This is a genomic window from Bradyrhizobium jicamae (assembly GCF_018130215.1).
Taxonomy (GTDB): domain Bacteria; phylum Pseudomonadota; class Alphaproteobacteria; order Rhizobiales; family Xanthobacteraceae; genus Bradyrhizobium; species Bradyrhizobium jicamae_A.
In genome coordinates this window covers 24,363-47,816 of sequence record NZ_JAFCKQ010000026.1, presented here as the reverse complement: position 1 = coordinate 47,816, position 23,454 = coordinate 24,363, and the positions used below count along the sequence as shown (strand labels likewise).

Annotated in this window: 18 protein-coding genes and 3 pseudogenes; 15 read left to right on the top strand and 6 right to left on the bottom strand. The window is 58.9% G+C overall.

All coding sequences use genetic code 11. The annotated features are described in order from the left end of the window. Positions 1 to 118: 118 nt before the first annotated feature. Complete coding sequence (locus tag JQ586_RS24885) at positions 119 to 2,545, top strand: tetratricopeptide repeat protein (protein ID WP_212397249.1); 2,427 nt, start codon at positions 119 to 121, stop codon at positions 2,543 to 2,545. A 300-nt stretch (positions 2,546 to 2,845) separates the two neighbouring features. Beyond that, a pseudogene (locus JQ586_RS24880) lies at positions 2,846 to 2,992 on the top strand (IS3 family transposase); the annotation flags it as partial. A gap of 467 nt (positions 2,993 to 3,459) precedes the next feature. Here JQ586_RS24880 and JQ586_RS24875 read toward each other — a convergent pair. After that, entirely contained in the window at positions 3,460 to 4,908 is a 1,449-nt protein-coding gene (locus tag JQ586_RS24875) for an autotransporter outer membrane beta-barrel domain-containing protein (protein ID WP_212397248.1), read from the bottom strand. A 766-nt stretch (positions 4,909 to 5,674) separates the two neighbouring features. On the opposite strand from JQ586_RS24875, the gene JQ586_RS24870 reads away from it, so the two are divergent. After that, positions 5,675 to 6,718: a hypothetical protein gene (locus JQ586_RS24870; RefSeq protein ID WP_212397247.1), complete on the top strand. Its 1,044-nt coding sequence runs from the start codon at positions 5,675 to 5,677 to the stop codon at positions 6,716 to 6,718. Positions 6,719 to 6,983: 265 nt separating this feature from the next. On the opposite strand, the pseudogene JQ586_RS24865 reads toward JQ586_RS24870, so the two are convergent. Both JQ586_RS24865 and JQ586_RS41600 read right to left on the bottom strand, forming a co-directional pair. Continuing rightward, positions 6,984 to 7,923: pseudogene (locus JQ586_RS24865) on the bottom strand (IS3 family transposase); the annotation flags it as partial. A 23-nt stretch (positions 7,924 to 7,946) separates the two neighbouring features. Continuing rightward, positions 7,947 to 8,060 (bottom strand): annotated as a pseudogene (locus JQ586_RS41600) (IS3 family transposase); the annotation flags it as partial. A 307-nt stretch (positions 8,061 to 8,367) separates the two neighbouring features. Here JQ586_RS41600 and JQ586_RS41595 point away from each other — a divergent pair. The 4 genes from JQ586_RS41595 (at position 8,368) to JQ586_RS24850 (ending at position 11,456) form a co-directional block, all read left to right on the top strand. After that, positions 8,368 to 8,595, top strand: coding sequence for a hypothetical protein (locus JQ586_RS41595; RefSeq protein ID WP_409334544.1), 228 nt, complete (start codon positions 8,368 to 8,370; stop codon positions 8,593 to 8,595). Positions 8,596 to 9,059: 464 nt separating this feature from the next. After that, positions 9,060 to 10,217: an acyl-CoA dehydrogenase family protein gene (locus JQ586_RS24860; protein WP_249148086.1), complete on the top strand. Its 1,158-nt coding sequence runs from the start codon at positions 9,060 to 9,062 to the stop codon at positions 10,215 to 10,217. A gap of 10 nt (positions 10,218 to 10,227) precedes the next feature. Continuing rightward, positions 10,228 to 10,782 carry a flavin reductase family protein gene (locus tag JQ586_RS24855; RefSeq protein ID WP_212397245.1) on the top strand — a complete coding sequence of 185 codons (555 nt, stop codon included), beginning with the start codon at positions 10,228 to 10,230 and terminating at the stop codon, positions 10,780 to 10,782. Between the two features lie 14 nt (positions 10,783 to 10,796). Further along, positions 10,797 to 11,456 carry a TetR/AcrR family transcriptional regulator gene (locus tag JQ586_RS24850; protein WP_249148074.1) on the top strand — a complete coding sequence of 220 codons (660 nt, stop codon included), beginning with the start codon at positions 10,797 to 10,799 and terminating at the stop codon, positions 11,454 to 11,456. 6 nt (positions 11,457 to 11,462) lie between these two features. Here the strand turns inward: JQ586_RS24850 and JQ586_RS24845 are convergent, their stop codons facing one another. Further along, a complete protein-coding gene (locus tag JQ586_RS24845; protein ID WP_212397243.1) occupies positions 11,463 to 12,335 on the bottom strand; it encodes a polysaccharide deacetylase family protein in 873 nt (290 codons plus the stop codon). 22 nt (positions 12,336 to 12,357) lie between these two features. Next, positions 12,358 to 13,449 carry an LLM class flavin-dependent oxidoreductase gene (locus JQ586_RS24840; RefSeq protein WP_212397242.1) on the bottom strand — a complete coding sequence of 364 codons (1,092 nt, stop codon included), beginning with the start codon at positions 13,447 to 13,449 and terminating at the stop codon, positions 12,358 to 12,360. Between the two features lie 173 nt (positions 13,450 to 13,622). On the opposite strand from JQ586_RS24840, the gene JQ586_RS24835 reads away from it, so the two are divergent. From JQ586_RS24835 to JQ586_RS24800, 8 genes are all read left to right on the top strand, one after another. Then, on the top strand, positions 13,623 to 14,504 hold the full coding sequence (locus tag JQ586_RS24835) for a xanthine dehydrogenase family protein subunit M (protein WP_212397241.1): 882 nt from the start codon (positions 13,623 to 13,625) through the stop codon (positions 14,502 to 14,504). Beyond that, a complete protein-coding gene (locus tag JQ586_RS24830) occupies positions 14,501 to 14,986 on the top strand; it encodes a 2Fe-2S iron-sulfur cluster-binding protein (RefSeq protein ID WP_312017015.1) in 486 nt (161 codons plus the stop codon). Before JQ586_RS24835 ends, JQ586_RS24830 begins: the two co-directional genes overlap by 4 nt. A gap of 14 nt (positions 14,987 to 15,000) precedes the next feature. Beyond that, a complete protein-coding gene (locus tag JQ586_RS24825; protein ID WP_212397287.1) occupies positions 15,001 to 17,376 on the top strand; it encodes a xanthine dehydrogenase family protein molybdopterin-binding subunit in 2,376 nt (791 codons plus the stop codon). 69 nt (positions 17,377 to 17,445) lie between these two features. Continuing rightward, positions 17,446 to 18,699 carry an ABC transporter substrate-binding protein gene (locus tag JQ586_RS24820; RefSeq protein ID WP_212397240.1) on the top strand — a complete coding sequence of 418 codons (1,254 nt, stop codon included), beginning with the start codon at positions 17,446 to 17,448 and terminating at the stop codon, positions 18,697 to 18,699. A gap of 52 nt (positions 18,700 to 18,751) precedes the next feature. Continuing rightward, positions 18,752 to 19,636 carry a branched-chain amino acid ABC transporter permease gene (locus JQ586_RS24815; protein ID WP_212397239.1) on the top strand — a complete coding sequence of 295 codons (885 nt, stop codon included), beginning with the start codon at positions 18,752 to 18,754 and terminating at the stop codon, positions 19,634 to 19,636. Between the two features lie 7 nt (positions 19,637 to 19,643). Further along, entirely contained in the window at positions 19,644 to 20,624 is a 981-nt protein-coding gene (locus JQ586_RS24810) for a branched-chain amino acid ABC transporter permease (RefSeq protein ID WP_212397238.1), read from the top strand. Then, positions 20,621 to 21,391, top strand: a complete 771-nt coding sequence (locus tag JQ586_RS24805) for an ABC transporter ATP-binding protein (RefSeq protein ID WP_212397237.1) — start codon at positions 20,621 to 20,623, stop codon at positions 21,389 to 21,391. The genes JQ586_RS24810 and JQ586_RS24805 overlap by 4 nt, the downstream gene beginning before the upstream one ends. A 4-nt stretch (positions 21,392 to 21,395) precedes the next feature. Beyond that, positions 21,396 to 22,100, top strand: coding sequence for an ABC transporter ATP-binding protein (locus JQ586_RS24800; RefSeq protein ID WP_212397236.1), 705 nt, complete (start codon positions 21,396 to 21,398; stop codon positions 22,098 to 22,100). A gap of 35 nt (positions 22,101 to 22,135) precedes the next feature. On the opposite strand, the gene JQ586_RS24795 is transcribed toward JQ586_RS24800, so the two are convergent. Further along, positions 22,136 to 23,287, bottom strand: coding sequence for a zinc-binding dehydrogenase (locus tag JQ586_RS24795; RefSeq protein ID WP_212397235.1), 1,152 nt, complete (start codon positions 23,285 to 23,287; stop codon positions 22,136 to 22,138). Between the last annotated feature and the right edge of the window lie 167 nt (positions 23,288 to 23,454).

The window sequence follows — 23,454 nt, the reverse complement described above, 5'->3', positions numbered from 1 at the left end:
TTATTTATCTTCCGTAAGAGCTTTTGCAGCGCACCATCGGCGCCAGTTGTTCGGTCGTTCACTAAAAAATTAAGCTTGAAAGAGCAAGGCTGGTTTTGCCGAAGAAGGACCCGACATCATGCCGGCAAGGTCGATCCGTTTCTATTTGATATTGATAAATCTGCTGTATGGCATTCAGTCGGCAAGGGCTGCGGATGATTTTGAGTTATGCAATCACACTTCCCTTGATCCAAGCGCAGGCATTCCCGCTTGCACTCGGCTGATTGAGCGCGAAGGTGCAAGCAGCAACGTACCGGGCTTCTATAATAATCGTGGCATCGGCAAAATCCGGATCGGCGACATTCCAAATGCCATCGACGATTTTAGCAGCGCGCTCAACCGAAATCCAAAATTCGCCGATGCGTACAAGAACAGAGGCATCGCTCGGCAGATGTCGGGCGATTACGACAAGGCGATATCTGACTTCAATCAGGGACTTCGATTCGATCCTAATTCGGCAGCGCTGCTGAACGCACGTGGCTCGGCTCTTTTCAGCAAAGAGGAGTACGATCGCGCGATCATAGATTTCAATAGCGCGATTGCGCAGGACAAGAACTACATCAAGGCCTACATAAATCGCGGTCTGACATATGTCTATCGTCGGAAGCTTGATCTCGCGATCGCGGATTTCGATCAGGTCGTTCAACTCGCTCCGACCGATCCCACGGGTTACTTAAATCGTGCCGCCGCCAAAATTGACGAAAATAATCTGGAATCGGCGATTTCGGATCTTTCGGAAGCAATTCGCCTTAGCCCGAACGCGTCTGCCGGGTACACCAGGAGGGGCGAAGCGTGGCGCCTGACGGGCGATCTCGCAAAGGCAATGCAAGATCACGACAAAGCGATTGAGCTTGAGCGAACGGCCGAGGCCTTCAACAACCGCGCGCTGGTCTGGAAAGATCAGAATCAGCTCGACAAGGCAATTGCAGATTGCAACGAAGCGCTTCTGATTGATCCCAAATTCTTCCTGGCCCTCGTCAATCGCGGAGAGGTATGGCGTATCCAGGGAAAATTGGAACAGGCACTCAACGATCTCAATAAAGCTGTGAGCCTGGATCCCAAATCTCCAGTCGCCCTTAGCTATAGGGGGGCAGTGCTGCGAGACCGGGGCGATCTTAAGCGGTCGGTTGCCGACTACACCGAGGCTCAGAAGAACGTACCCGATTTTGTTCTCGCTTACGTGGGGCGCGGACTGACCTACGAGAAGCTTGGAAATGTCGCGAGCGCTCGAACGGATTACCAGAAAGCCCTTGCTCTTACTCCCGATGCCGATGCTTCACTTGCGAAACCTGCAAGAGAATTGGCAAGAGCTCGACTCGACGCGATTGCCGAAGCCGAATTGGCAAAAGCCCAGGCTGCCGAGGAGGCTGCAACATCCAAGGCTGCCGCGACCGAATCTGAAAAAGCGGAAGCCGGCAAGTCAGCGAGATTCGCTGCGGAGCAGCGCGCGCAATCCGAAGAAAAATCTCGAGAGAAGGCGGCCGCAGAAGCGCGCGCGAAACAGGAGCTGCAGGCTCGTTTGAATGCTGAAGTCGAAGCTCGGGTCAAGGAACAAGTTGATCGGCGAGCGGCCGCTGCCGCCGCGGCCGCTGAAGCCCGGGTTAACGCTGAGGCACAGGCTCGTGCAGCCGAGAACGCTCGCGTGTTGGCCGAAGCGGAGGCAAAGGTTAAGGCCGATATCGAAGCAAAGGCAAATGCCAGGCTCGAAGAGCGACTCAGAGCTGAAATCAAGGCGCGTGAGGAGCAGACAGCGCTACAGGAAGCCGCAAAGACCGCGGCAGATCGGCTGCGCCTCACCAAGGAACGAGGCGTTCGAGTCGCATTGGTTATCGGCAATTCTAACTATCAAGCCGTACCGGTTCTGCCGAATCCCAAGAAGGATGCGGCAGCCGTTGCTGCGAGCTTCACCAAACTTGGCTTCCAAACAGTGATATCGGAAGGCGATCTAACGCGATCCCAGTTTCTCAGCAAGCTTCGTCAGTTCGAGGACATGGCTGCGACCTCGGATTGGGCAGTCATTTACTTTGCGGGACATGGGCTGGAAATGGATGGAGTCAATTATCTCTTGCCAATCGATGTCCAGCTCAAGTCCGATCGTGATGTGGAGGACGAAGCCATTTCCCTGGACCGCGTCCTGCATGCAACCGAACGGGCCCGCAAGCTACGTCTCGTTATTCTGGACTCCTGTCGGGACAATCCGTTCTTGGTCAAGATGAGGAGGACGATGGCGGCTCGCTCTATTGGACGCGGCCTTGCGCGAATTGAACCTGACGGGGGCACCTTGGTCGCTTACGCCGCGCGCGAGGGGCAGATTTCAAGGGATGGAAATGGCGAACATAGTCCTTTCACCACTGCGTTTCTAAAGCACATTGAAGACCCTAATCTCGAAATAAACATGCTGTTCCGGCGCATTCGCGATGACGTTTTGAGCGAGACGCAACGTCTTCAGGAGCCGTTCACGTACGGTTCGCTCCCAGGAGCCGATTTCTATTTCGCGCTAAAATGACGTACCAGATCTTCGACCGCTAGATGCGGTGCGGCAAATCAGGGCTGGACCATCGCGTCAAAAATACTTCGAGACGGCAGGTCAGGGGATGAGATTGGCGCCGGCCGCGGATTTGACAAGCGCTGACCTGCCACTAAGCATTTCCTCCACGAGGAGTTAGAGTGTAAGCGCGAATTTCTCCGCACCTTTTGGTTTTGAGAGCGCTGATGCAGGAGGTGTCCACCAAAATAGGTGGACACCTTGTGATGGCAGACGATGATCAGATGATGAGGGAGGAGGACGGGGCGGACCATCCCATTAATGGTAGGGCCCGCCGCCAAGCGCGCTGCGGTCGCGCATCTGCAGGCTGTCATGAGCCTGTCGGAGCGGCGGGCCTGCTCGATCGCGGACGCGGATCGGAAGATGATCCGTTATCGCTCCAGCCGCCCTCCAGAGGCAGAGCTGCGTGCTGATTCCGCTCGATGCACCATTCCGGAATGATCTCGCCCACCGTTCCGATTTGATCTCGCCCACCATTCCGGGATGATGTCGCCCGGGGTATCGCAAGAGCGAACCCGGGGTGACTAGGCCTCTTCTGGCTCCGATACGGTCCCGCCTTTCGGCTTTGCGAAGGGGGACCAGGATGCCAACGGAGAGGCTTGCGATGCGCCACGTGCGCGATGTGATCAGATTGAAGTCGGCCGGGAGCGGCCTATGCCGCCCACCTCACCGCAACGGACGATCGGCTGCGCAACCCCAACCAGCTCCGCCGCTCGCCCGTTGCTCCACCCGCGCCACTTGGCGTAAAAAAACTCCGAGACTCAAACCGCCGCCGGATGAAAATTCAGGGACATGTCATGGTGCAGCGAGACCAAAACAGCGCCTCTCTTGATCACGTTGAGCGCTGCCAAAGCCTTCGATCATCCGACTTTAACTCACCACTGATAGCGGATGCCCGCGCTGCCTCCTGCTCCGAACAGTCCATCGCCCCCACGGACATTGGCGAGCACGAAGCTCGAGAGTCCCCTTCCGTAGTCAAAATTCACGGCGAACACGCCCTGACCACGCACCTTTCCTTCACCAGCAAGTAGCAGGTTGGTAGCAGTGCCGAACGCAGCATTCTCAATGACGCCGCCGTGCACAATCACGTCGTCATACGCCAAGCCAGTAACTACTGTTGTCACTCGCACGTCGTTCCAATAGGAATCGGCGCCAAAGCGAGCGCCGCCTTGCGCCCGGAGCAAGTATCCATCTGAAAGCCCGAGAAGCGCCGCGGCGGACTCGTAATGCGTGCTGGTGTAATTGTAGCCGACGGTGGGTTCAATCCACAAACGGTCGGAAACCTGGAAGCGGTAGTTCACGTTACCGAAGCTGTTGTAGCTCACAAGATCCGTCGAGCCTCCCGACGAGAAGGTCGCAGAAGTTGGGTTCACTCCAAGGTTGGCTGTGAAAGCCAGCGAGTCTGTGAAACTTTCATTGAGATGGAAGAAATCAGTTTTGAAGGTGTTATCGATCGAGAAGCCACCGTTGTAGTAGGTCGCGAAAGCACCCACGCTTGGGCCATAAAGCTGAGCTCTAAGGCTGCTAGCGCCGTTCGAGAGATTCCCGGGTGAACTTGAAATGGACGTTGTTGATAGGCTTAGATTCGTCTCCGCGTATCCCAAAAGGAATCCGGCGATCAGACCGTCGCCCGGCCCGAACAGATTGTGCCGCGTGAAGTCGAGGCCGCCCACAAATCCATAGGTACGAGAGTCGCTTGTCGCGGAGAGAGTAAGAGGTATCGGTATACCACCGCCGACGACCGCTTGGCAGCAATTGATGCTGCTTGTCCCTGAGCCGGTTCGACGCTCGTAGTCGCCGAACGCTCGTGCCCACGTTGCAAGGTGTACGCCTTCATCAATGTACGGGATAACCGGCGCCTTGTAGACAAGCGTGGGGGGTTCTGCCTTCGGCGGTTGTCCACGGTGTTTCGTTGCGCGGGCAGCTTCTTTCTTCGATGATTGAGCGGGGGGGCGGGAAACGGGTGCCACGGTTGGGCTGACCGGCGGACGTTGACACACGCCATTTACCCGCTCCAGCCCGTCGGGACAACGTTCCGCCTCGACATGACGTCGGTCCGCAATCGCAGCGTTGGTTGTGCGTGCAGTTTCTTGAGTGGTGGATTCCGAAAGATCACTCAACGCCTGACTAGCAAGCGCGGCGTTGGAATAAGCCCCCGTCGTCCCGTTCGTACAGGTACCTCCCTGTAGGATGATACCGGCCTGGCCAGGTATGGTCGACGGGCAGAAGATCTGCGCCGACGCTTCCCCGCCTGACATCAGCACCACGACGCCAACAGCGCAGGTCTGTGCCAGACCAAAAATCAAACGGAATGACAGCTTCATCGGATCCCCCAAAGACGATTCATACTAATGTCTTCCAGCGAGATTTGTGTTACGCTTCTGCAACATTCTGAAATTAATCGATGCGGCGTGATTGCGTCTCGGGCCGTCAGGTGACTGTCGCTCGACGCCCGCAATTCGTGACTGCCGCGAGGCACTTAATTCGCCAACTTAATTCGCTACGCCGTGCGTTATCCGGTTTGTGTTTGGGCTACCGTCCTCCCGTGCTTCGTGGAACGGCAATTCAAGACTGCCCTCGTCTTCAACGACATTGGCTTTGCCGGCCCATGCGACGTGGGTAAAGTTCGTGGTGCGATTCAGGCCGCCGTCAACGTCTCGTAATCGGCGGTCGCGCGACGCTTCATCTCGTCATGGATGGAAGCGCGGCCACGGATTAGGACATTCATCTTGTCCCAGTTGGCCCGGCCCGGACGTGCTCCGCGGCCAAAAAGTCCGAGACATGCTCCACGACGTTTTCAAGCAGAAGAAAGATAAGATACGTGACGAGTCCGTCACACTTGCCTGGCCGCACGACGCGACGACGTGAAATGACGGCATAGGGCGCCAGAGACGACAACCCCGAGGGCCTGCGGGCCCAGTAGGTAACTCGCGAGCGTTTGTTTGAAGACGAGCTGCCAACTTCGGCACGTTGCTTCACATTGCTTAATGTCTGTTTGGAAAATTACCAGACCTATGGTCTAACTGGTCGCCCGAAGGTTTGTCGGTTTATTGCAGGAATTTCGAGCTGTCCTTCACGGGAGGCGCCCTCATGGGTTACAAGTTGTGGGCTTCTACCAATGGTGCACCCATTCTGGTTTGCACGGATGCACCCCCAACAAGCGACATCAAAGACCGCGACGATTCGAAATATAAGGGGAGAGTAGATTTCGACTGGAACTACGCAGTCAGGTTCAAGCTGCTCTCCGAACTCGTTACCTTCATGAGGGGGTTGCCTAACAAGTGCAGCCGCCTGGCTATCATGGCTCACGGTTGGGACGGTCTGATTGATATAGAGAGCGTGAACCCAAGCGCAGCGCTGTCAACTCAAGCGCAGAGCGATCAACTGTTGAAAGACGGCGCTCTTACAGTCCCGAACATAGCCAAATTCAAAGCTAATCTGTCGCTGATCAACGACTTTTTGGAACCCAACTCATACCTCCTCTTCATGGCTTGCAAGATGGCGTCCCACACGGCAGGCGCTGAACTTTTGATGGAAATTTCAAAGATAGTTACGAATGCAAATATCGTCGGATACACGCGAATTGGGACTGCTTATCAAGTAAAGAGCGTTAAGAGTTGCGACTATCCTGGCATGAAGGTCGGCGACTATGCCGGACCGGCAACGGACGACGCTGACCTATTCAAGAGGAAGGAAGCTCTCCTATCAGCGCCTTTCGCGGATGAGAACAATCTCTATGCGAAGGTCGCAAGAGGCGGTAAGTTGATCAAAGATCCCGAGCCTGAATATGCGCCTGGCGTTTCGCTCGCGGGTACCCACTGGGTTGAGAGGCTAATTGGGAGCTGGTCTCTAGAGATCGGAGATTGGAAAGGAGTGGTAGTCTTTGAAGGTAGCGTTGCCGCTGGATCCGGCAAGTCCAATTGGAGGGAAGCGCCTGGAGCCTTTCAGCATAAGGGGAACTGGACGCGCGTTGGACAGACAACAGAGATAACCTTTCAATTTGACACTGACCAACCTGGCTGGAAACGACTTTTTAGGGTGAAAGTAGACGCAGCAAGCAACAATGGTGATATTACAATTGATAAGGTCCCGCACGGTTTCTTCAAATTGGTAGACGACCTTCGAAGCGACTAATTCTCATTTTGTGGGATGGGAGCAGTTCGCGCCTCAGATTGCGTGATGAGGTTTCTGAAATGGGCGAAAGAACACCTGCAACTCGCATTTTTCGTACCATTGCCGATCATGTGCGCGACATTACGAGTGGAAGGTGGGAATTCCGCGGTGTCCGGGCAGGCATCTCTCGAGATCCATCGGCGGCTGGCGGCTCGTTGGAGATAAAGAGGATCGTGCGGCTTGCACTGGCAGCAATACTACCCTGGAGTGACCTGCCACTGAATTTTCATCCAGTTTCAGTCAGAGTCTCGGGGTTTTGTACGCCAAATGGCGCAGGTGGAGCAACGGGCGATCGGCGGAGCTGGTCGGGATTGCGCAGCCGATCGCCCGTTGCGGTGAATGTGGCAGCGTAGGCCGCCGGGGTGAGGTATTTCAGCGACGAGTGAGGACGGTCACTGTTGTAGTCGGCAACCCACATCGCAATCTTTGTCCTGGCGTCGTCGAGGTCGAAGAACAGGGTTTCGTTGAGCAGTTCATCGCGCATGCGCCCGTTGATGAAGCTCTCGATGAAGGCATTCTGCATGGGTTTGCCCGGCGCAATGTAGTGCCATGCGACGCGGCTCTGATCCGCCCATGTCAGGATGGCGTTGCTGGTCAGCTCGCTGCCGTTGTCGCTGACCACCATTTTCGGCTTGCCGCGCTCGATCATCAGCCGGTCCAGTTCCCGCGCCAGGCCGGAGAGCGAGGTATCGGCGACCAGCGCCAGGCATTCGCGGGTGCAGTCATCGACCACGGTGAGGACGCGGAAGCGGCGGCCGCAGGTCAGCTGATCCGACACGAAGTCGAGCGACCAGCGATCGTTCGGCGCCATCGGCACCGTCATCGGCGCCCTAGTCCCGATAGCGCGCTTGCGGCCGCCACGGCGGCGCACTGCAAGCTTCTCTTCCCGGTAAAGCCGGAACAGCTTCTTGTGGTTGACCCTATAGCCCTCCCGCTTGAGCAGGACATGCACGCGCCGATAGCCGAAGCGGCGGCGCTCATGAGCGATCGCCTTCATACGCTGGCGAAGGCCGCCATCGTCCGTCCGGATCGTCTTGTATCTCATAGTCATGCAGTCATGCGGCAGCTGCCGATGGTCTTAAGGTTTTACACGCCCGCCGTTCGCTCATCCCGGGGGCATCCATGAGATGGGCGACAGCCTTCCGCTCAGCCGCGGGCGTCACCATTAATGGGATGGTCCGCCGCCAAGCGCGCTGCGTTCGCGCATCTGCAGGCCGCCATGGGCCTGTCTCTTGGGCGCCTTGTTGCGCAATTGCAGGCCCAATTCACGATAGATGCGCCGTGTCAACGTCGGTCGGATTAATCCTGCAAAAGCGCTGCTGGCGAGCCGCGGCGTGCGAGAGTACTTCGGGTTGTGCTTGGCGTCCGATTTGCACGGTCCAACGCCTGTCGCCAAGAAAAAGAAACGACGGCCCGCTGCGAGGTCGGCGTCTTGATGGTTCGATCGAGCCAGCCATGCGATCGAGAGCGGCCGAGTTCTCCGCGTTCAATTTGTCGATGTCGCGCTAAGCCGCGACAAGACGTTGCCAATCTTTGCAAATGGCCTTCAACATCTCGCCGAGTCGGAGAGGCTTCGCGATTTTCTCTGGGTTGACCGTCGCTATGATTGAATGGCCATGGTACGAGTCGCTTCTCGTTCGAAAGGAGTAGCTGCGTTGAGGAAGGCAAAGAAGAAACGCGCCAAGCAACGCGAGTGGAATGCATCCGACAAGGAGCTGAAATTTCATTCGAAAGCGCGGACTCCGGTCGCGAAGATCGCTAAGCTAACCAAGCGTACTGTTGGTACACTACGACAGAAGGCCTTGCATTTGGGAATTGGCTGCGGTCATCAGCGCTAGAGGGGGAGGGGGACCAGGACGAGCGGACCAGGTTCCGCTAACTCAAGTAGCAGGAGCGGATAAAGAAGCGCTTATGACAAGCCCGGCGAGGTGAGATATCGAGTTGATCTGCAACCCGAAGGCCATTGCAATATTTTTTGCGACGAGCACCTGCCGGTCAAGTCATCGACGATGACCCGAACTCGGGACGGGCCATCCCTCGCGGAGCGCACTCGAAGCTCAATACAATACTCCAGTGGTTGGTTCTGCTTGATGACCGGGACAGAGTCCGGTCTGCCGCGAGTTCGATGATCGCGCCCTCGGAAATGCACGCGGGAATGCTTGATCCTTTTTGATCCATCGATAAAATGTTCGGGACTGGACCCGATTGTAGGTAACGCTTCGAGGGAACGTCAATGGCTGGGAACGGCCCCAAGCACGACGTCGATGCGCCGCCGGCGGCAAGTACCGCCGACAGCGCGACCATGGTTGCGCGGGCAATGGAGCTTGTTCAAGTATTGCGTGAACGGGCGTCCAGGACCGAAGAACTCCGACGATTGCCGCCAGAGACCGAGCGGGATCTTCATGACATGGGGCTGTTTCGAATATTGCAGCCCCGCCGTGTCGGCGGAAGCGAACTCGACTATGTTGCTCTGGTCGACTGCGCCGACGCCCTCGGTCAGGGAGATGCGTCCGTCGCCTGGAATTTTGCCAACCTGGCTAGCCATCACTGGATGCTCGGCATGTTCGAGCTGGAAGCGCAGAACGTCGTCTGGAACAACAATCCGGGCACGCTGATCGCGTCATCGTTCGTCTTCCCGGCCGGTCGGGCCACGAAGGCCGACGGCGGATATGTGCTAAACGGCCATTGGCCGTTCTCGTCGGGAGTGGAGTCGTGTGATTGGAACATGCTTGCCGGTGTGGTTGCATCCGACGACGAGGCCGACGGGATCGAGTACCGGCTTTTTCTTATCAACAAGCGCGACTATGGGATCAGTGACACCTGGAACGCGATTGGATTGCGAGGAACGGGATCGAACGACGTCCGCGTGACGGACGTATTCGTTCCGCAGCACATGACCGTGGCTGTCGGCGATCTGACGGGCGGTCCAACCCCAGGAAGCGTCGTCAACACGAATTCGCTTTATACGCTTCCTGTGTTCTCGCTATTTCCCTATGTGCTATCCGGCGTCGGGTTGGGCAACGCCCAAGCCTGCCTTGACGACTATGTCGAGATCGCGCGGCATCGCGCTTCGACGTACAACAGGGCCAAGCTTGGCGACATGCAAACCACTCAGATCAAGATTGCCGAGGCATCGGCAAAGATAGACGCGGCGCGCCTCATCATGCGGACCAATTGTGTCGAGGTGCTTGCCAAGGTTCGGCGCGGCCATATTCCAAGCATGGCGGCAAAGACAAAGCTCCGACGCGATGGTGCCTTCTCGGTCAATCTCTGCACCGACGCTGTGTCACTTCTGTTCACTGCGAGCGGCGCCCGCAGTTTGTTTCTCTCCGGAACCCTGCAGCGACAGTTCCGCGACGCAAATGCAGTGAATTCGCATCTCGCTTTCAACTTCGATGCGGCGGGGACCAATTTTGGGCGAGTCGCGCTTGGGCTACCGTCCGAGAATCTGACGCTCTGAGGCCGAGTGGATGTCTGACGCACCCAAGCACCCGGTGGATCCAGCCAACGAGCTCGCAGCCGACAATTCGACGATCGATCCTCGTGATTTTCGCAACGCGCTCGGCACGTTTGCGACCGGTGTCACCATTGTCACGGCTATGTCGGATGACGGAAAGCCGTATGGAGTGACCTGCAACTCCTTCGCATCCGTGTCGCTCAATCCGCCGCTTGTGCTGTGGAGCCTCGGCATGTTCTCGCAGGGGCTTGCGATCTTCCAGAATTCCAGCCACTTCACGGTGAACGTCCTCGGTGTATCCCAGGACGTCCTGGCATCGCAGTTTGCAAGGTCATCCGGCGACAAGTTCGCAGGTGTGACCTGGAGGCCAGGCCTCGGAAATGCGCCGGTGCTTGCGGACGCGGTCGCCAGTTTTCAGTGTCGAGCGGCCAATCGCTATTACGGAGGCGACCACGTCATTTTCCTGGGGGCGGTGGAGGCCTATGCCTACAATCAGAAAGAGCCGCTGCTGTTCGCGAGAGGCCAGTTTGGCCGATTTCTTGCTCCCGACGGTGACAAGACGCCATGAACCGCAGGACGCCGATGAAGCGCAAGCAACGGCGATTATCTGCCGATGATCGCCGGACCGAATTTGTGAATAAGGCGACCGAACTGTTCGCGGAAGAGGGCTTCGGCGGCGGTACCAGGGCATTGGCGCGCAAGCTCGGTGTCACCCAGCCGCTGCTCTATCGTTACTTTCCGAGCAAGGATGATCTCATCAAGGAGGTTTACCGAAAAGTATATCTTGGTCCGCTCGAGACCGGTTGGGATATGCTGCTATCCGATCGCACTCGTCCGCTCCGCCAACGGCTTCAGGAATTTTACGAGGCCTATACCGACGCGATCTTCACCCGAAAGTGGCTCCGGATTTATCTTTACTCCGGCCTGAAAGGCCTGGACATCAATCGTTGGTACGTCGGAATGGTGAAGGACAAGATCCTGAGCCGCATCATAAGGGAGTGTCGTCACGAGGCGGGACTTCCGATGCAAGGCAGGCCAAGTGCGGCTGAGTTGGAGCTAGCCTGGGTGTTTCACGGAGGCATCTTCTACTATGGTGTGCGGAAGTACATCTATGAGGCCCCGGTGCTCGAAGACAAGGCGCAGATGATCGGCGACGCGCTGGATATCTTTTTGGCGGGCTTTGAATGCCTGTCCCAGGGCTCGAGCGACCGCGGGCAAACACCGATCAAGGCTGTCAGCTGAGAGGTATTACTTCGCCATCTCGGCCCGATACCAATCGCCAATTTCGCTGGCCGTCATCAGCGCCACGCCTTCGTGGCCGATGACGTAGTCGAGCAACGCTTCCAGATACTTGATTCGATGCGGAACTCCCGTGATGTAGGGGTGCAACGAGATGGCCATGACTCGTGCGTTCTCCGCGCCTTCGAGATAGAGCCGGTCGAACTGATCGGTGCAGCGCTTCAGGAATTGCTCCGAGGGAAGGTGTTGCAGAGCGTGAATAACGATGTCGTTGGTCTCGACTGAATATGGAATCGTCGTGATCGTTCCATGCGCTGTTGCGATGTCTTGCGGTAGGTCGTCGATCACCCAGTCGGCCACGTATTCGATTCCGTTGAGGCGCAGCAGGTCGAGGGTCTCTTCGGTCTGCGTCAGGCCGGGGCTTTCCCACGATCGCGGCGGCCTTCCGGAAAAGTTTGCGACGGTCGCGACCGATCGCTTGATCGCGTCGGCCTGGTCTTCGAGCCGGTGCATCGGGCCTTGAACAAATCCGTGTCCCATGAACTCGAAGCCCGCTTCGAGCGCAGCAGATGCCACGCGAGGGTAGGTATTGCAGACATTGGCATTCAGCGCCAAGGTCACCGGAATCTTTCGGTCGGTCAGTGCCTTGAACTGCCGCCAGAAGCCTGCACGCATGCCGTATTCGTGCCACGACCAGTTCGGTACGTCGGGCAGCAACGGCTGCCCCATCGGTGGGCTGAGGACGGTGCGCGGCATTGCATTCTCGATGTGCCACTCCTCGACATTGAGAATGACCCAAACCGCTAGTTTCTTGCCTCCGGGTAATGTGAGTTTAGGTCGATCGACCTGGGCCTGATAGGGGATGCGGTCCGTGAATGCCACGTCATGAACTCCGTGATCATGTTCAAGATCGAGCGGCGCCCGCGTTGACGCGCGGCATGACCTTCTCGGCCATCAGAATCATTGATTGTCGGCCAAGCTCGCGATCTTTCCAATCCTTGCCGGCATAAAGCAAGGTTCCAAAAGTCCCGACCTCCTCCTGGAATGCCAGCAGTTGATCGGCAACGCTTCCCGCAGTGCCGTAAATGATGAGCTTGTTGCAGATCGCCTCCAGCGTAACCTCCGAGTCGGGCTGGTCGCGTCGAGTCTTGAACAACTCCAGCCGGCCACTCCGCTTCAGCTTCGTGAATAGCTGGTGATAGTAATAGACGTACGGCCCGTCGGGGGCCATGGCGTAGGCTTTCGCCGTTGCCTCGTCCTTGGCGACAAAGACGCTCTTGGCGACGCGCCAATTTTCGGCGTTGGCGGCGCGGTTTGCTCGCTCGCAGCCCTCGACGTATTTGGGCCAATGGCTCTTTACCCAGGCTGGCATCAGGAAGTTTGCCGAGATCGGCTCCCAGCCGCGTGCGGCGGCTTCGGTCACTCCCTTCGAAAACGGGGCAACTGCGGTCACGACGATCGGCGGATGTGGAGATTGAAAGGGACGGCCGATGAATCCCTGCCCAATGCCTTCGATCAATGTCTTGTTGACCGAGATATTCCAGTATTTGCCCGACAAGTCATAGGGTGGCTTGCCAGCCCAGATATCCAGAACCTGATTGATTGCTTCAAGGAACATCGCGTTCCGATCCGCGTCGAGATTACCGAAGACCTCCGCGTCAGAGAGTAATCCGCCCGGGCTGATGCCAAGGATGAAACGGCCGTCGAGCATGTGGTCGAGCATTGCGACGGATGCGGCGACCGCGGCTGGATGTGTGTTGGGCATGTTGATCGTGCCGGTTCCAAGTTTGATTTGCTTGGTGGCCGCCGCGATCCAGGCGATGAATGCGATGCTCGACGTGATGTTCTCGGCCTTGTCGGTGACGTGCTCACCGACATAGGCCTCGCTGAAGCCGAGTTCATCGGCGAGCAGGAAGGCGTCACGATCCTCGCGGAGTGACTGCCGCCAATCCTTCTCTATGGGATGGATCGGCATCGTAAAGAACCCGAGCTTCATGATCTGCTGCTCCAGAGGGCAGTGTGTTCGGTTGGCGAGGAACCTGCGTCCTCTGCATCGCGAAGACAAGTCCCTTACCGGCAAATAATCGATCGATAAACAAGCTTGACGTTTGGAGAAGTGCGCCCTCTAATCCGGAAAAGTGAAAATTGGGCCGGGGAGGCCACGCCGAGATGAAAGCCGCGGCTTTCGCTTACGCCCGCGCGACCAGCGTCGTGAATGCGCTGGACTTGCTGGCGGCTCATGGCGAAAAGGCGAAAGTGCTCGCCGGTGGCCAAAGTCTCATGCCCGCGATGAATCTGCGGCTCGTATCTCCGGACATTCTGGTCGATATCTGCGGCCTCGCCGAGTTGCGCGGCGTCGCCGTGAGGGGCGACTGGCTCGTGATTGGCGCGCTCACCCGTCACGCCGAATTGCAGAAATCGGGGGACGTTGCGAGGCACGCGCGATTGCTGCGGGAAGCCGTTGCTCACGTCGCCCATCCCGCAATTCGCAATCGGGGAACGATTGGCGGAAGCCTGGCCCAAGCCGACCCAGCCTCAGAGCTGCCGGCTTGCATGGTCGCGCTCGGGGCGACGATTGTGATCCGGGGACCGGGTGGTGAGCGCCGGATTGCCGCAATCGAGTTTTTCAAGGGCATATACGAGACGGCGTTGTTACCGCAGGAACTGCTTGTCGCGGTAGAGGTGCCAATCGCTATTGCCGGTTCGACCCATTTCTTTCAGGAACTGGCCCGCCGCCATGGCGACTACGCCATAATAGGTCTTGCCGCTCACGCCGTCGTCGAGGACGGCAGGTTTGCAGATCTTCGGCTGTGCTTCTTTGCGGCCGGTGACCGCCCTGTGCTCGTCCGATCCGCCCGCAAGCTTGTTGATCGGATCGTGACCTCTGCTGCGGTTACCGAGACCGTAGCTGCTTTGCTGGAAGAGCTCGACCCTCTGGAGGATCAGCAGGCCTCTCCAGCCCTGCGGCGACATCTGGCAAACGTTCTGTTGCGGCGCTGCGTGGCTACGCTGCTCTCCCGTCCTGAACTGGACACGGGAGCAGACCGGTGATCGCGCCGATTGCAATCTCGCTGCGGGTAAACGGTGAGCCCGTCGATGCCTTGGTATTGCCGCGGCTCAATCTGGCCGATTTTCTCCGTGAACACCTCAAGCTCACCGGAACCCATGTGGGCTGCGAGCATGGGGTCTGCGGAGCCTGCACGGTCCGTGTCGACGGCGAGATTGTTCGCGCGTGTCTGATGCTGGCCGTCCAGGCAGGCGCGACATCCGTCGAGACCATCGAGGGGCTCTCCGACAGCGGAGAAATCGCCGATCTGCAGGAAGCGTTTCGCCAACGCAATGCGTTGCAGTGCGGCTATTGCACACCGGGAATGTTGATGACCGCGCAGGATCTCCTGAGGCAGTCATCGGCGCCTGATCGCGAAGCGATCCGTGAGCATCTGTCCGGAAATTACTGTCGCTGCACTGGCTATCAGGCGATCGTCGACGCTGTGGAGGCGACGGCCAAGGCCCGCATGGAGCGGCCGGCATGAGCCTGATCGAACCAATGCAAGATGCGCTCTCAGCGCTTGATCGCCCGAATTCCTACATCGGCAAGACCGTGCCGCGGCCGAACCTTGACAGACTGCTGCAAGGCCGCGGTCAATATGTCAGTGATCTTGAACTGCCGCGCATGGCACATGTTGCCTTTCTGCGGTCGCCGTATGCGCACGCCGCGATCGTGGCGATCAACGTGGACGCGGCAAAGCGGATGCCGGGTGTGATCAATGTAGTTACCGGTCGCGAACTGGGGGCGGTCATCACCCCGTGGATCGGCGTGCTCTCGCATTTGAAGGGGCTGAAGTCCGCACCGCAGAGTGCGATCGCGATCGATCGAGTCTGCTGGCAGGGCGAGGCCGTTGCGGCGGTCGTGACGACCACCCGTGCCGCCGCGGAAGACGCTCTGGAGCAGATAGTTGTCGACTACAAGGAGCTCGATGCGGTTACTGACATGAGCGCCGCGCTCAATGCATCGACGCCAGTCATTCACGCCTCGCTTGGCGACAATCTTGCCTTTGAGCGAAGCCATCATGCAGGCGATGTCGATCGGGCATTCTCCGAATCCGATGCAGTGGTCGAAGCCGACTTCGTGTTTGGACGCCATACGGGTGTGACGCTCGAACCGCGCGCCGTTGTTGCCGACTGGAATGCGGCGGAGGCCCGCCTCACGATCTATCAGGGCACGCAGGCACCTCACATGGTGCAGAACATCGCAGCCTTGCACCTGGGTCTGAAGGACGCGCAGGTTCGCGTTGTCTGCAAGGACGTCGGTGGTTCCTTCGGCATCAAGGTCCACATCTATGCCGACGAGATGGCGACCTACGCGCTATCCATGCTCTTGCGTCGACCGATCAAGTTTGTGGCCGACCGTGTCGAGAGCTTCAACACCGATATTCATGCCCGCGACCATCGATGCAAGGGCCGGATCGGTGTCAAGCGTGATGGGACGATCGCTGCCTTTGAAATCGATGACCTGACGGGGATCGGTCCCTATTCGATGTATCCGCGCACCAGCGCCATCGAGGCCAACCAGGTCGTGAATCTGGTTGGTGGCGCCTACGTCACGCCGAACTACCGCGCACGAACGCGCGTCGTATTCCAGAACAAGAACGTGATGTGCCAATACCGTGCGGTGGGACACCCGATCGCTTGCTCTGTGACCGAGGGCTTGGTCGATCTGGCCGCCGCAAGGATCGGCATGGACCCGGTCGAGATTCGCCGGCGCAACCTCATTGCGGATGATGCTTATCCTTGCGTATCGCCTTCGGGCATGCGGTTCGAGCAACTCTCGCACCATGCATCTCTGGAGAAGCTGCTTCAGATGATGAACTACGACGCGCTGCGGGCAGAGCAGGCGGATCTGCGAGCGAGCGACGTTCACCGCGGAATTGGCATTGCCAGTTTCATCGAGGTGACGAACCCGAGTGCGGCATTTTACGGCGTCGGTGGTGCGCGGATTTCCTCACAGGACGGTGTTGCGGTTCGGCTGGACGCGCAAGGATCGGTGATCTGTCAGACCAGCATCACCGAACAGGGGCAAGGGTCGGAATCGTTGACAGCCCAGGTTGTCGGTAGCGTTCTCGGTGTCTCAATGGAGCGTGTGCGGGTCATTCTCGGGGACACCGACAATACGCCCTATGGCGGCGGCACCTGGGCCTCGCGTGGAGCAGGCATTGGCGGTGAAGCCGCCTTGCAGGCCGCAAAGGTGCTACGGAGAAATATCCTTGATGTTGCCGCGGCCATCCTGCAATCCGCACCATCTGAGCTCGATATCGTCAGCGACCGTATCGTCAACGTCAGCGATGGTGCGCCACGGATTGAATTGAACGAATTGGCGCGGATCGTCTATTTCCGACCCGATACGCTGCCGCCGGGCATCCAGCCGGAATTGATGGCGACGCGGCATTTTGTGCCGCGCCAATATCCGTTCGCCTTCACGAACGGCGTTCAGGCCTCATGGCTCGAGGTGGATACCGACACCGGGTTTGTCAGGCTGCTCAAGCATTGGGTGGTGGAGGATTGCGGTACGATCATCAATCCTCAACTGGTCGACGAGCAGATCCGGGGCGGTGTGGTACAAGGACTTGGCGCCGCGCTATTCGAGAAGTGCATTTACGACGAGCGCGGTCAGCTGACCAACGCCAATATGGCAGACTATCTGGTCCCGATGTCGGGCGAGATGCCCGATATCGACGTCGGGCATGTGGTGTCCCCGATGCTGGAATCTGAACTGGGAGCCAAGGGAGCGGGCGAAGCCGGCACGGCCGGTGCCGCGGCTGCAGTTGCCAACGCCGTGAATGACGCCTTGCGCCCCTTCAAGGCAACAATTACCGAGATTCCGCTGACGCCTCAGGTTATCCTTACGGCATTGGGACGGATCTGAAGCGGGGACGGCGCGAGCAGAAGCAAATACGATCGCGTCAAACAGAACAATTCTTGGGGAGGAGCAGTCATGACGAGTAAAGTCACCAGAACCGGCTCGATGTCACGGCGCCGCCTCCTGACCACCGCGGGCGCCGGGGCCGTCCTGGCCGTTTCGCCCTTTCGGATCAAACTGGTTCAGGCTCAGGAAGCAACGATCAAGATCGGTTTCCCGGTTCCTTTGACCGGCCCCTATGGCGCCGAAGCGCAGGACCAGGTCCGCGCCGGACAGTTGGCGGTAGCCCAATTCAACGATGCCGGCGGTCTCAATGGCCGCAAGGCCGAGCTCGTCGTGCGCGACGACAAGCTGAATCCCGGCGAGGCAGCGACGCGGACACTGGAGCTGGTCGAGAAGGAGAAAGTGAATTTCGTCGTGGGCAGCCTGTCCGCGGCCGTTCAGCTCGCGATCAACAACGTGACCAAAGAGCGCGGCATCATCTTCAATTCGATCAGCCAGTCCGATGCCATCAACGAGGCATCGGACTTCAGCAAATACACGTTCCACGAAGCTCTGAACCCGCATATGACGTCAGGCGCGGTTGGACGCTACGCCTTCGCCAAATTTGGCAAGAAGGTCGCGTTTCTCACCGCGGACTATGCCTATGGCCACGAGATGGTTCGGGGCTTCCTCGAGGTCGGCAAGCAATTCAACATCGAGAACCTCGGCGACATCCGCCATCCGTTGGGGACGAGCGATTTCTCGACCGTGCTGCCGCGGCTGCAGGCGTTGAAGCCCGACATTCTGTGCATCAGCAATTTCGGTCGAGACCAGCAGATCGCGCTCAAGCAGGCGACCGACTTCGGCATCAAGAAGTCGACCCAGATCATCGCGCCGGTGCTTTCGCATGCAAGTCGCGTCGCAGCGGGGGCACAGGCATTCGAAGGCGTTATCGGAGGCTCCTCTTTCTACTGGGGGATCGAAGACAAGTTTGCCTCGACCAAGGCATTCAACGACGCGTTCCGCAAGATGTATGACGGCAAAGTACCGACGGACTATGGCGCGCTTGCCTACGGCGGCGTGCGCGCCATGCTTGAGGCGGTGAAGGGCGCGGGTACGGTCGACACCGACAAGGTGATCGCTGCGCTGGAGGCTCTGAAATACGACTATTACAAGGGACCGCAATACTATCGCAAATGCGACCATCAGTCCGTGCAGTCGGTGCTCATCGTCAAGTCGAAATCCAGGGATATGAAGAACGACGCCGACGTCTTCGAGGTTCTTTCGACGGAAGAGCCGAATGAGAAGAACCTGCGAACCTGTGACGACCTCGGCCACAAGAGCTGAGTACGCGTGATGGCCTGCTCCGCATGTGGAGCGTGCCACTATGGGGTGAGGGATGGCGGGCCTGAGCTTTGATCTGATCGCGCTGCAACTGTTCGCCGGGCTGGCTCTCGGCGCGATCTACGTGCTGTTTGCGATTGGCCTCTCGCTGATCTTCGGAATGCTGACCGTGGTCAACTTCGCGCATGGCGCGTTCTACATGGTCGGCGCCTATGTCGGGCTTTATCTCATCTCGCTCGGCGGCAACTTCTGGCTCTGCCTGATCGCGGTGCCGCTCCTGATCGGGCTGTTTGGTCTTGCCGTCGAACGCGTCCTGATCAGGCCGCTTTACGGTCGCGGCATCGACTATCCGCTGCTGCTGACCTTCGGGCTGAGCTATGTGATGGTCGAATGCGTTCGCATCGCCTTTGGCAAAACCGGCTATCCCTTCGACACGCCCGAGATATTGCAGGGTGCCGTCAATATCGGCGTTGGATATTTCCCGCTGTATCGCCTGTTCGTGATTGGCGCAACGGCCGTCGTGCTGCTCGCGCTTTGGCTGTTTCTGGAAAAGACCAGTTTCGGTCTCATCATCCGTGCCGGTGCGCGTGATCCGCAAATCGTGCGCGTTCTCGGGGTCGACGTCTCGCGGGTCTGGCTGATCGTGTTCGGAATTGGAACGGCAATTGCCGGCTTCGCGGGTTTGTTGGCGGCGCCATTGCAGGGCGTTATTCCGGAGATGGGCGGCACCATCCTGGCGGAAGCCTTTGTGGTAACCGTCGTCGGCGGGATGGGGTCGATCGGTGGTGCGGTGCTTGCGGGCCTGCTTGTCGGCGTCGTCGTCAGCATGACCTCGCTGTTTGCTCCCGAAATGGCCAAGGTGTCGATCTTCGCCCTGATGGCGGTCGTTCTCGTCGTCCGGCCCCAGGGCTTCTTCGGTCGCGCCGGATTGCTGAGTTGAGCCGGGCATGACCGAACGCGCGATCAAGCAGCCTGATACCACGACGGTCGGCTGGTACGAGTTCGCGACACGGCACCGCGCTAGCATCGCTGCTCTGGTGGTGCTGATCTTTCCCCTGGCGATGCCATTCACGGCCTTGGCCGTGAATATCCTGATCTACGGTCTCTATGCGCTCGGCTTCAACCTGGTGTTTGGCTATCTGGGGCTACTGTCGTTTGGTCATGCCGCCCTGTTCGGAGCCGGGGCCTACCTTTGCGGTATCGCGGTCGTGCATTTTGGCTGGCCATGGTACGCGGCGATCGCTGCTGGCGTCACGGGCGGCTTCCTGATTGCGCTGTTGATCGGCGTGCTCGCGATCCGCACCCGAGGCATCTACTTCGCGATGGTGACGATGGCGCTGTCGCAGTGCGTCTACTACCTCTTCTATCAGGCTGTCGACTGGACCGGGGGCGAGAACGGCCTGCGCGGCATCAATGTCCGCTCCATCGATCTGTTTGGCTTGCGCCTTGATTTCATCAATCCGCTGACTCGATACTACGTTGTTGCAACGTTCGTCATCGCAGCTTTCTTCGTGCTTTCGCGCATTCTTGCGTCTCCGTTCGGGGCGGTTATAGAAGCGGTACGGGAGAACGAGATGCGAGCGCGGGCATCGGGCTACGACGTGACCCTGACACGATTGCTGACCTTTGTCTTGTCTGGTGGGTTCTGCGGCCTTGCCGGTGCGCTCCAGGCGCTTCATCTTTCAATCGTGCCGATCGAGATCATGCATTACGAGACGTCGGGTCTGGTGGTGATGGTTGCGCTGCTCGGTGGGATGGGTACGTTCTTCGGCCCGATGGTTGGGGCCGCAGTGTTCCTTGTGCTGGAGAACCTGGTTTCGTTGTGGACGGTGCACTGGCAATTGATTGTCGGGGCCATTTTCATCGCCTGCGTGCTGTTCTTTCCGACCGGCATTTGGGGCACGTTGATCGCACGGGGCAGGCGATGACCGCTATGGCCAGGCAATCGAGCGAGGTTATTCTGCGCACCAAGGGTGTTGGCAAGGTGTTCGGGAAGTTTGTTGCTCTGAACAATATCTCAGCCGAATTTTCCAAGGGTGCCATCACGTCGATTATCGGGCCAAACGGTGCCGGGAAGAGCACCTATTTCAACGTGCTCTGCGGCGCGTTTCCGCCCTCGAGCGGCAACGTCGAGTTCGAGGGCAGGGACGTCACCGGTCTGCCGCAGCATCGCTTTGCACACATGGGGATTGCGAAATCGTTTCAGATCACCAGCGTGTTTCCTCAGCTGACGACGCGCGAGAACATCCGGGTGGGTTTGCAGGCACTGGTCTCGCGATATGATATGTGGCGTCCACGAGCTCGCCTCCGCGGCCTGGCCGAGCGTGCCGACGAACTGTTGGCGCTGGTCGGATTGTGGGAGTCCCGCGAGCGCGCGGCGAAGACACTGGCGCACGGCGAGCAACGGGCGCTCGAGATCGGCATGGCGCTGGCCAGCCGGCCCCGCCTTCTGCTGCTGGACGAGCCGACAGCTGGGATGAGTCCGGAAGAGACCCGGACCATGATGGATCTGATCGTGAAGCTCGCTCGCGAGCGCACGGTCATCCTTGTCGAGCACAAAATGAAGCTGGTGCTGGGGATCAGCGATCGCATTCTCGTGCTGCACCACGGAGAATTGCTCGCCGAGGGGACACCGCAGGAGGTCCGGCAAAACGAGGCGGTTAAGCGTGTCTATCTCGGCCAGCGGGAGCACTGACGGGATGTTGCGGATCAGCAAGCTCAATGCCTGGTATGGGGCGAGCCACGCGCTTCAGGATATCAGCATGGAGGTCTCGAAGGGCGAGATCGTGTGCCTGATCGGGCGCAACGGCGCCGGCAAGACGACCACCTTGAAGTCGATCATGGGTCTGATGGATCGGACCCGGGGCTCGGCGATCTTCAAGGGCAAGGAGCTACTGGACCAGCCGGCGCATGCGCGCTTCGCGCTGGGGCTCGCCTACGTACCCGAAGAGCGGCGAATCGTGCAGGGATTGTCGGTGCGGGAGAACCTGCGGCTCGGCCTCGTCGCGTCACCGGAAAAAAAGCGGGAGTCCGAGCTGATCGACGAGATCGCGCAGATATTCCCGCGACTGGCGGAACGTCTGGATCAGGAAGCCGTCACAATGTCCGGCGGTGAGCAGCAGATGCTGGCGATCGCACGTGCGATGATCGCAAAGCCCGACCTGATCATGCTCGACGAGCCATCCGAAGGCATCATGCCGGTGCTGGTCGATGAAATGTTCGCGCTGTTCCGCAACATGAAGACGCATGGCACGACTGTCGTGCTGGTCGAGCAGAATGTCGAACTAGCACTCGACATCGCCGATCGCGCCTATGTGCTGGACCAGGGAGCGGTGGTGCACCACGCGTCCGCGCAGGAATTGCTCGCCGATAGCGAGATCAAGGAACGGTACTGTTCTGTCTGAACAGTCGCCTTCGGATCAGCGCCGCGACGCAATATCTATTCGGCGGCGCGCTTGATCGCGTCGGCCGTTCGGTTACTGACGACGACCTTGATGGCGTCATCCACACGATCGCGCGCAAATCGAAGGGCGGTCGGCAGATCGGCCAATGGAAACGTATGCGTGTGGATTTTCGTCGCGTCGAACCGCTTCTCGGCCATCAACGCCATGGCGCGGTGGGTCGCGCTCCGGCCTTCGCCACGAATGCCGTAAGCGTAGATGTTGTTCCGCACCAGGTGTGCGATATCCAGTGTCGCGGCCTCGTGGGGAAACGCCGCGAGGCAAATCTTGCCGCCACGGTTGGTCATGTGGATCGCTTGGTTGAGCGTCGCTTCCGATCCGGCGCACTCGACGACATAGTCCGCGCCAACGCCGCCGGTCAGTTGCTTCACGACGCTTACGGCATCTTCGTCGTTGATGTTGATGACGCGGTCGGCTCCCAGCTCTCGGCCGATCGCCAGGCGTCCGTTGCGCGTTCCAGTCAGGACGACCGGGTTTGCCCCGAGCGCCTTCGCCACGGCAACCGCGAGCAGCCCGATCGGCCCAGGGCCGATAACGACGACGCTCTCGCCGGCGACCAATCCCCCCAGTTCCGTCAAGCCATACATCGAGGTCCCGGCGGTCACCACAAGTGTGGCCTCCGCGTCGCTCATGCTGTCGGGCACGCTCACGAGCGTGTTGATGCGATTGACGGCGTATTCGGCGAAGCCGCCGTCGGTCGTGAAACCGTTGGCCCGGTGGCCTTTCTCCGGCTTCCCATAGTTCAGGCACGACGTGTACATGCCCTGACGGCAGCGCTTGCACTGGCCGCAACCGGCATGGATCTCAACGCTGACGCGTTGACCAATACTGAACTCGTCGATGTCGGGGCCGAGCGCCGCGACCGTGCCCATGTACTCGTGGCCGGGCGTGAAATTCTTGTTGAAGGGCAAGCCGCCCTGAATGCTCGCCGGCGAACCGGCGTGGATGATCTCGAGATCGGTCGCGCAGATCGCGACTGCGTCGATTCGCACCAGCACCTCGGCGCGTGCCGGGACCGGAGTCGGCTTCTCGCGCAGGAAAAGGTGGTTCGGATCGCCGAGCACCCAGGCTCGCATCTGATCCGGAATGGGATGATCGGGTGACGTTTTGACGCCGGGGGGATTGTACATGGGCGCTTCCTCTTGTTTGCGTCCAGAATAGTGCAAGATCGGTCACTGCCGCGAGCGGCAGATCGCCGGCGCCGGATCCGCGCCGCTTGCTGCAAGGCAGCAAACGCGTCGCAAAACCTTCATACGTGGCCTATACTTGATCGCCCGGTTGATGTTGAAATCGTCAT

Excerpts from the sequence above, each read along its gene's own strand:
- JQ586_RS24795 (WP_212397235.1), bottom strand. The coding sequence starts at position 23,287 with ATGTACAATCCCCCCGGCGTCAAAACGTCACCCGATCATCCCATTCCG.
- JQ586_RS24875 (WP_212397248.1), bottom strand. The coding sequence starts at position 4,908 with ATGAAGCTGTCATTCCGTTTGATTTTTGGTCTGGCACAGACCTGCGCT.
- JQ586_RS24805 (WP_212397237.1), top strand. The coding sequence starts at position 20,621 with ATGACCGCTATGGCCAGGCAATCGAGCGAGGTTATTCTGCGCACCAAG.
- JQ586_RS24815 (WP_212397239.1), top strand. The coding sequence starts at position 18,752 with ATGGCGGGCCTGAGCTTTGATCTGATCGCGCTGCAACTGTTCGCCGGG.
- JQ586_RS24825 (WP_212397287.1), top strand. The coding sequence starts at position 15,001 with ATGCAAGATGCGCTCTCAGCGCTTGATCGCCCGAATTCCTACATCGGC.
- JQ586_RS24840 (WP_212397242.1), bottom strand. The coding sequence starts at position 13,449 with ATGAAGCTCGGGTTCTTTACGATGCCGATCCATCCCATAGAGAAGGAT.
- JQ586_RS24860 (WP_249148086.1), top strand. The coding sequence starts at position 9,060 with ATGGTTGCGCGGGCAATGGAGCTTGTTCAAGTATTGCGTGAACGGGCG.
- JQ586_RS24885 (WP_212397249.1), top strand. The coding sequence starts at position 119 with ATGCCGGCAAGGTCGATCCGTTTCTATTTGATATTGATAAATCTGCTG.
- JQ586_RS24855 (WP_212397245.1), top strand. The coding sequence starts at position 10,228 with ATGTCTGACGCACCCAAGCACCCGGTGGATCCAGCCAACGAGCTCGCA.
- JQ586_RS24800 (WP_212397236.1), top strand. The coding sequence starts at position 21,396 with ATGTTGCGGATCAGCAAGCTCAATGCCTGGTATGGGGCGAGCCACGCG.
- JQ586_RS24850 (WP_249148074.1), top strand. The coding sequence starts at position 10,797 with ATGAAGCGCAAGCAACGGCGATTATCTGCCGATGATCGCCGGACCGAA.
- JQ586_RS41595 (WP_409334544.1), top strand. The coding sequence starts at position 8,368 with ATGGCCATGGTACGAGTCGCTTCTCGTTCGAAAGGAGTAGCTGCGTTG.
- JQ586_RS24870 (WP_212397247.1), top strand. The coding sequence starts at position 5,675 with ATGGGTTACAAGTTGTGGGCTTCTACCAATGGTGCACCCATTCTGGTT.
- JQ586_RS24835 (WP_212397241.1), top strand. The coding sequence starts at position 13,623 with ATGAAAGCCGCGGCTTTCGCTTACGCCCGCGCGACCAGCGTCGTGAAT.
- JQ586_RS24810 (WP_212397238.1), top strand. The coding sequence starts at position 19,644 with ATGACCGAACGCGCGATCAAGCAGCCTGATACCACGACGGTCGGCTGG.
- JQ586_RS24820 (WP_212397240.1), top strand. The coding sequence starts at position 17,446 with ATGACGAGTAAAGTCACCAGAACCGGCTCGATGTCACGGCGCCGCCTC.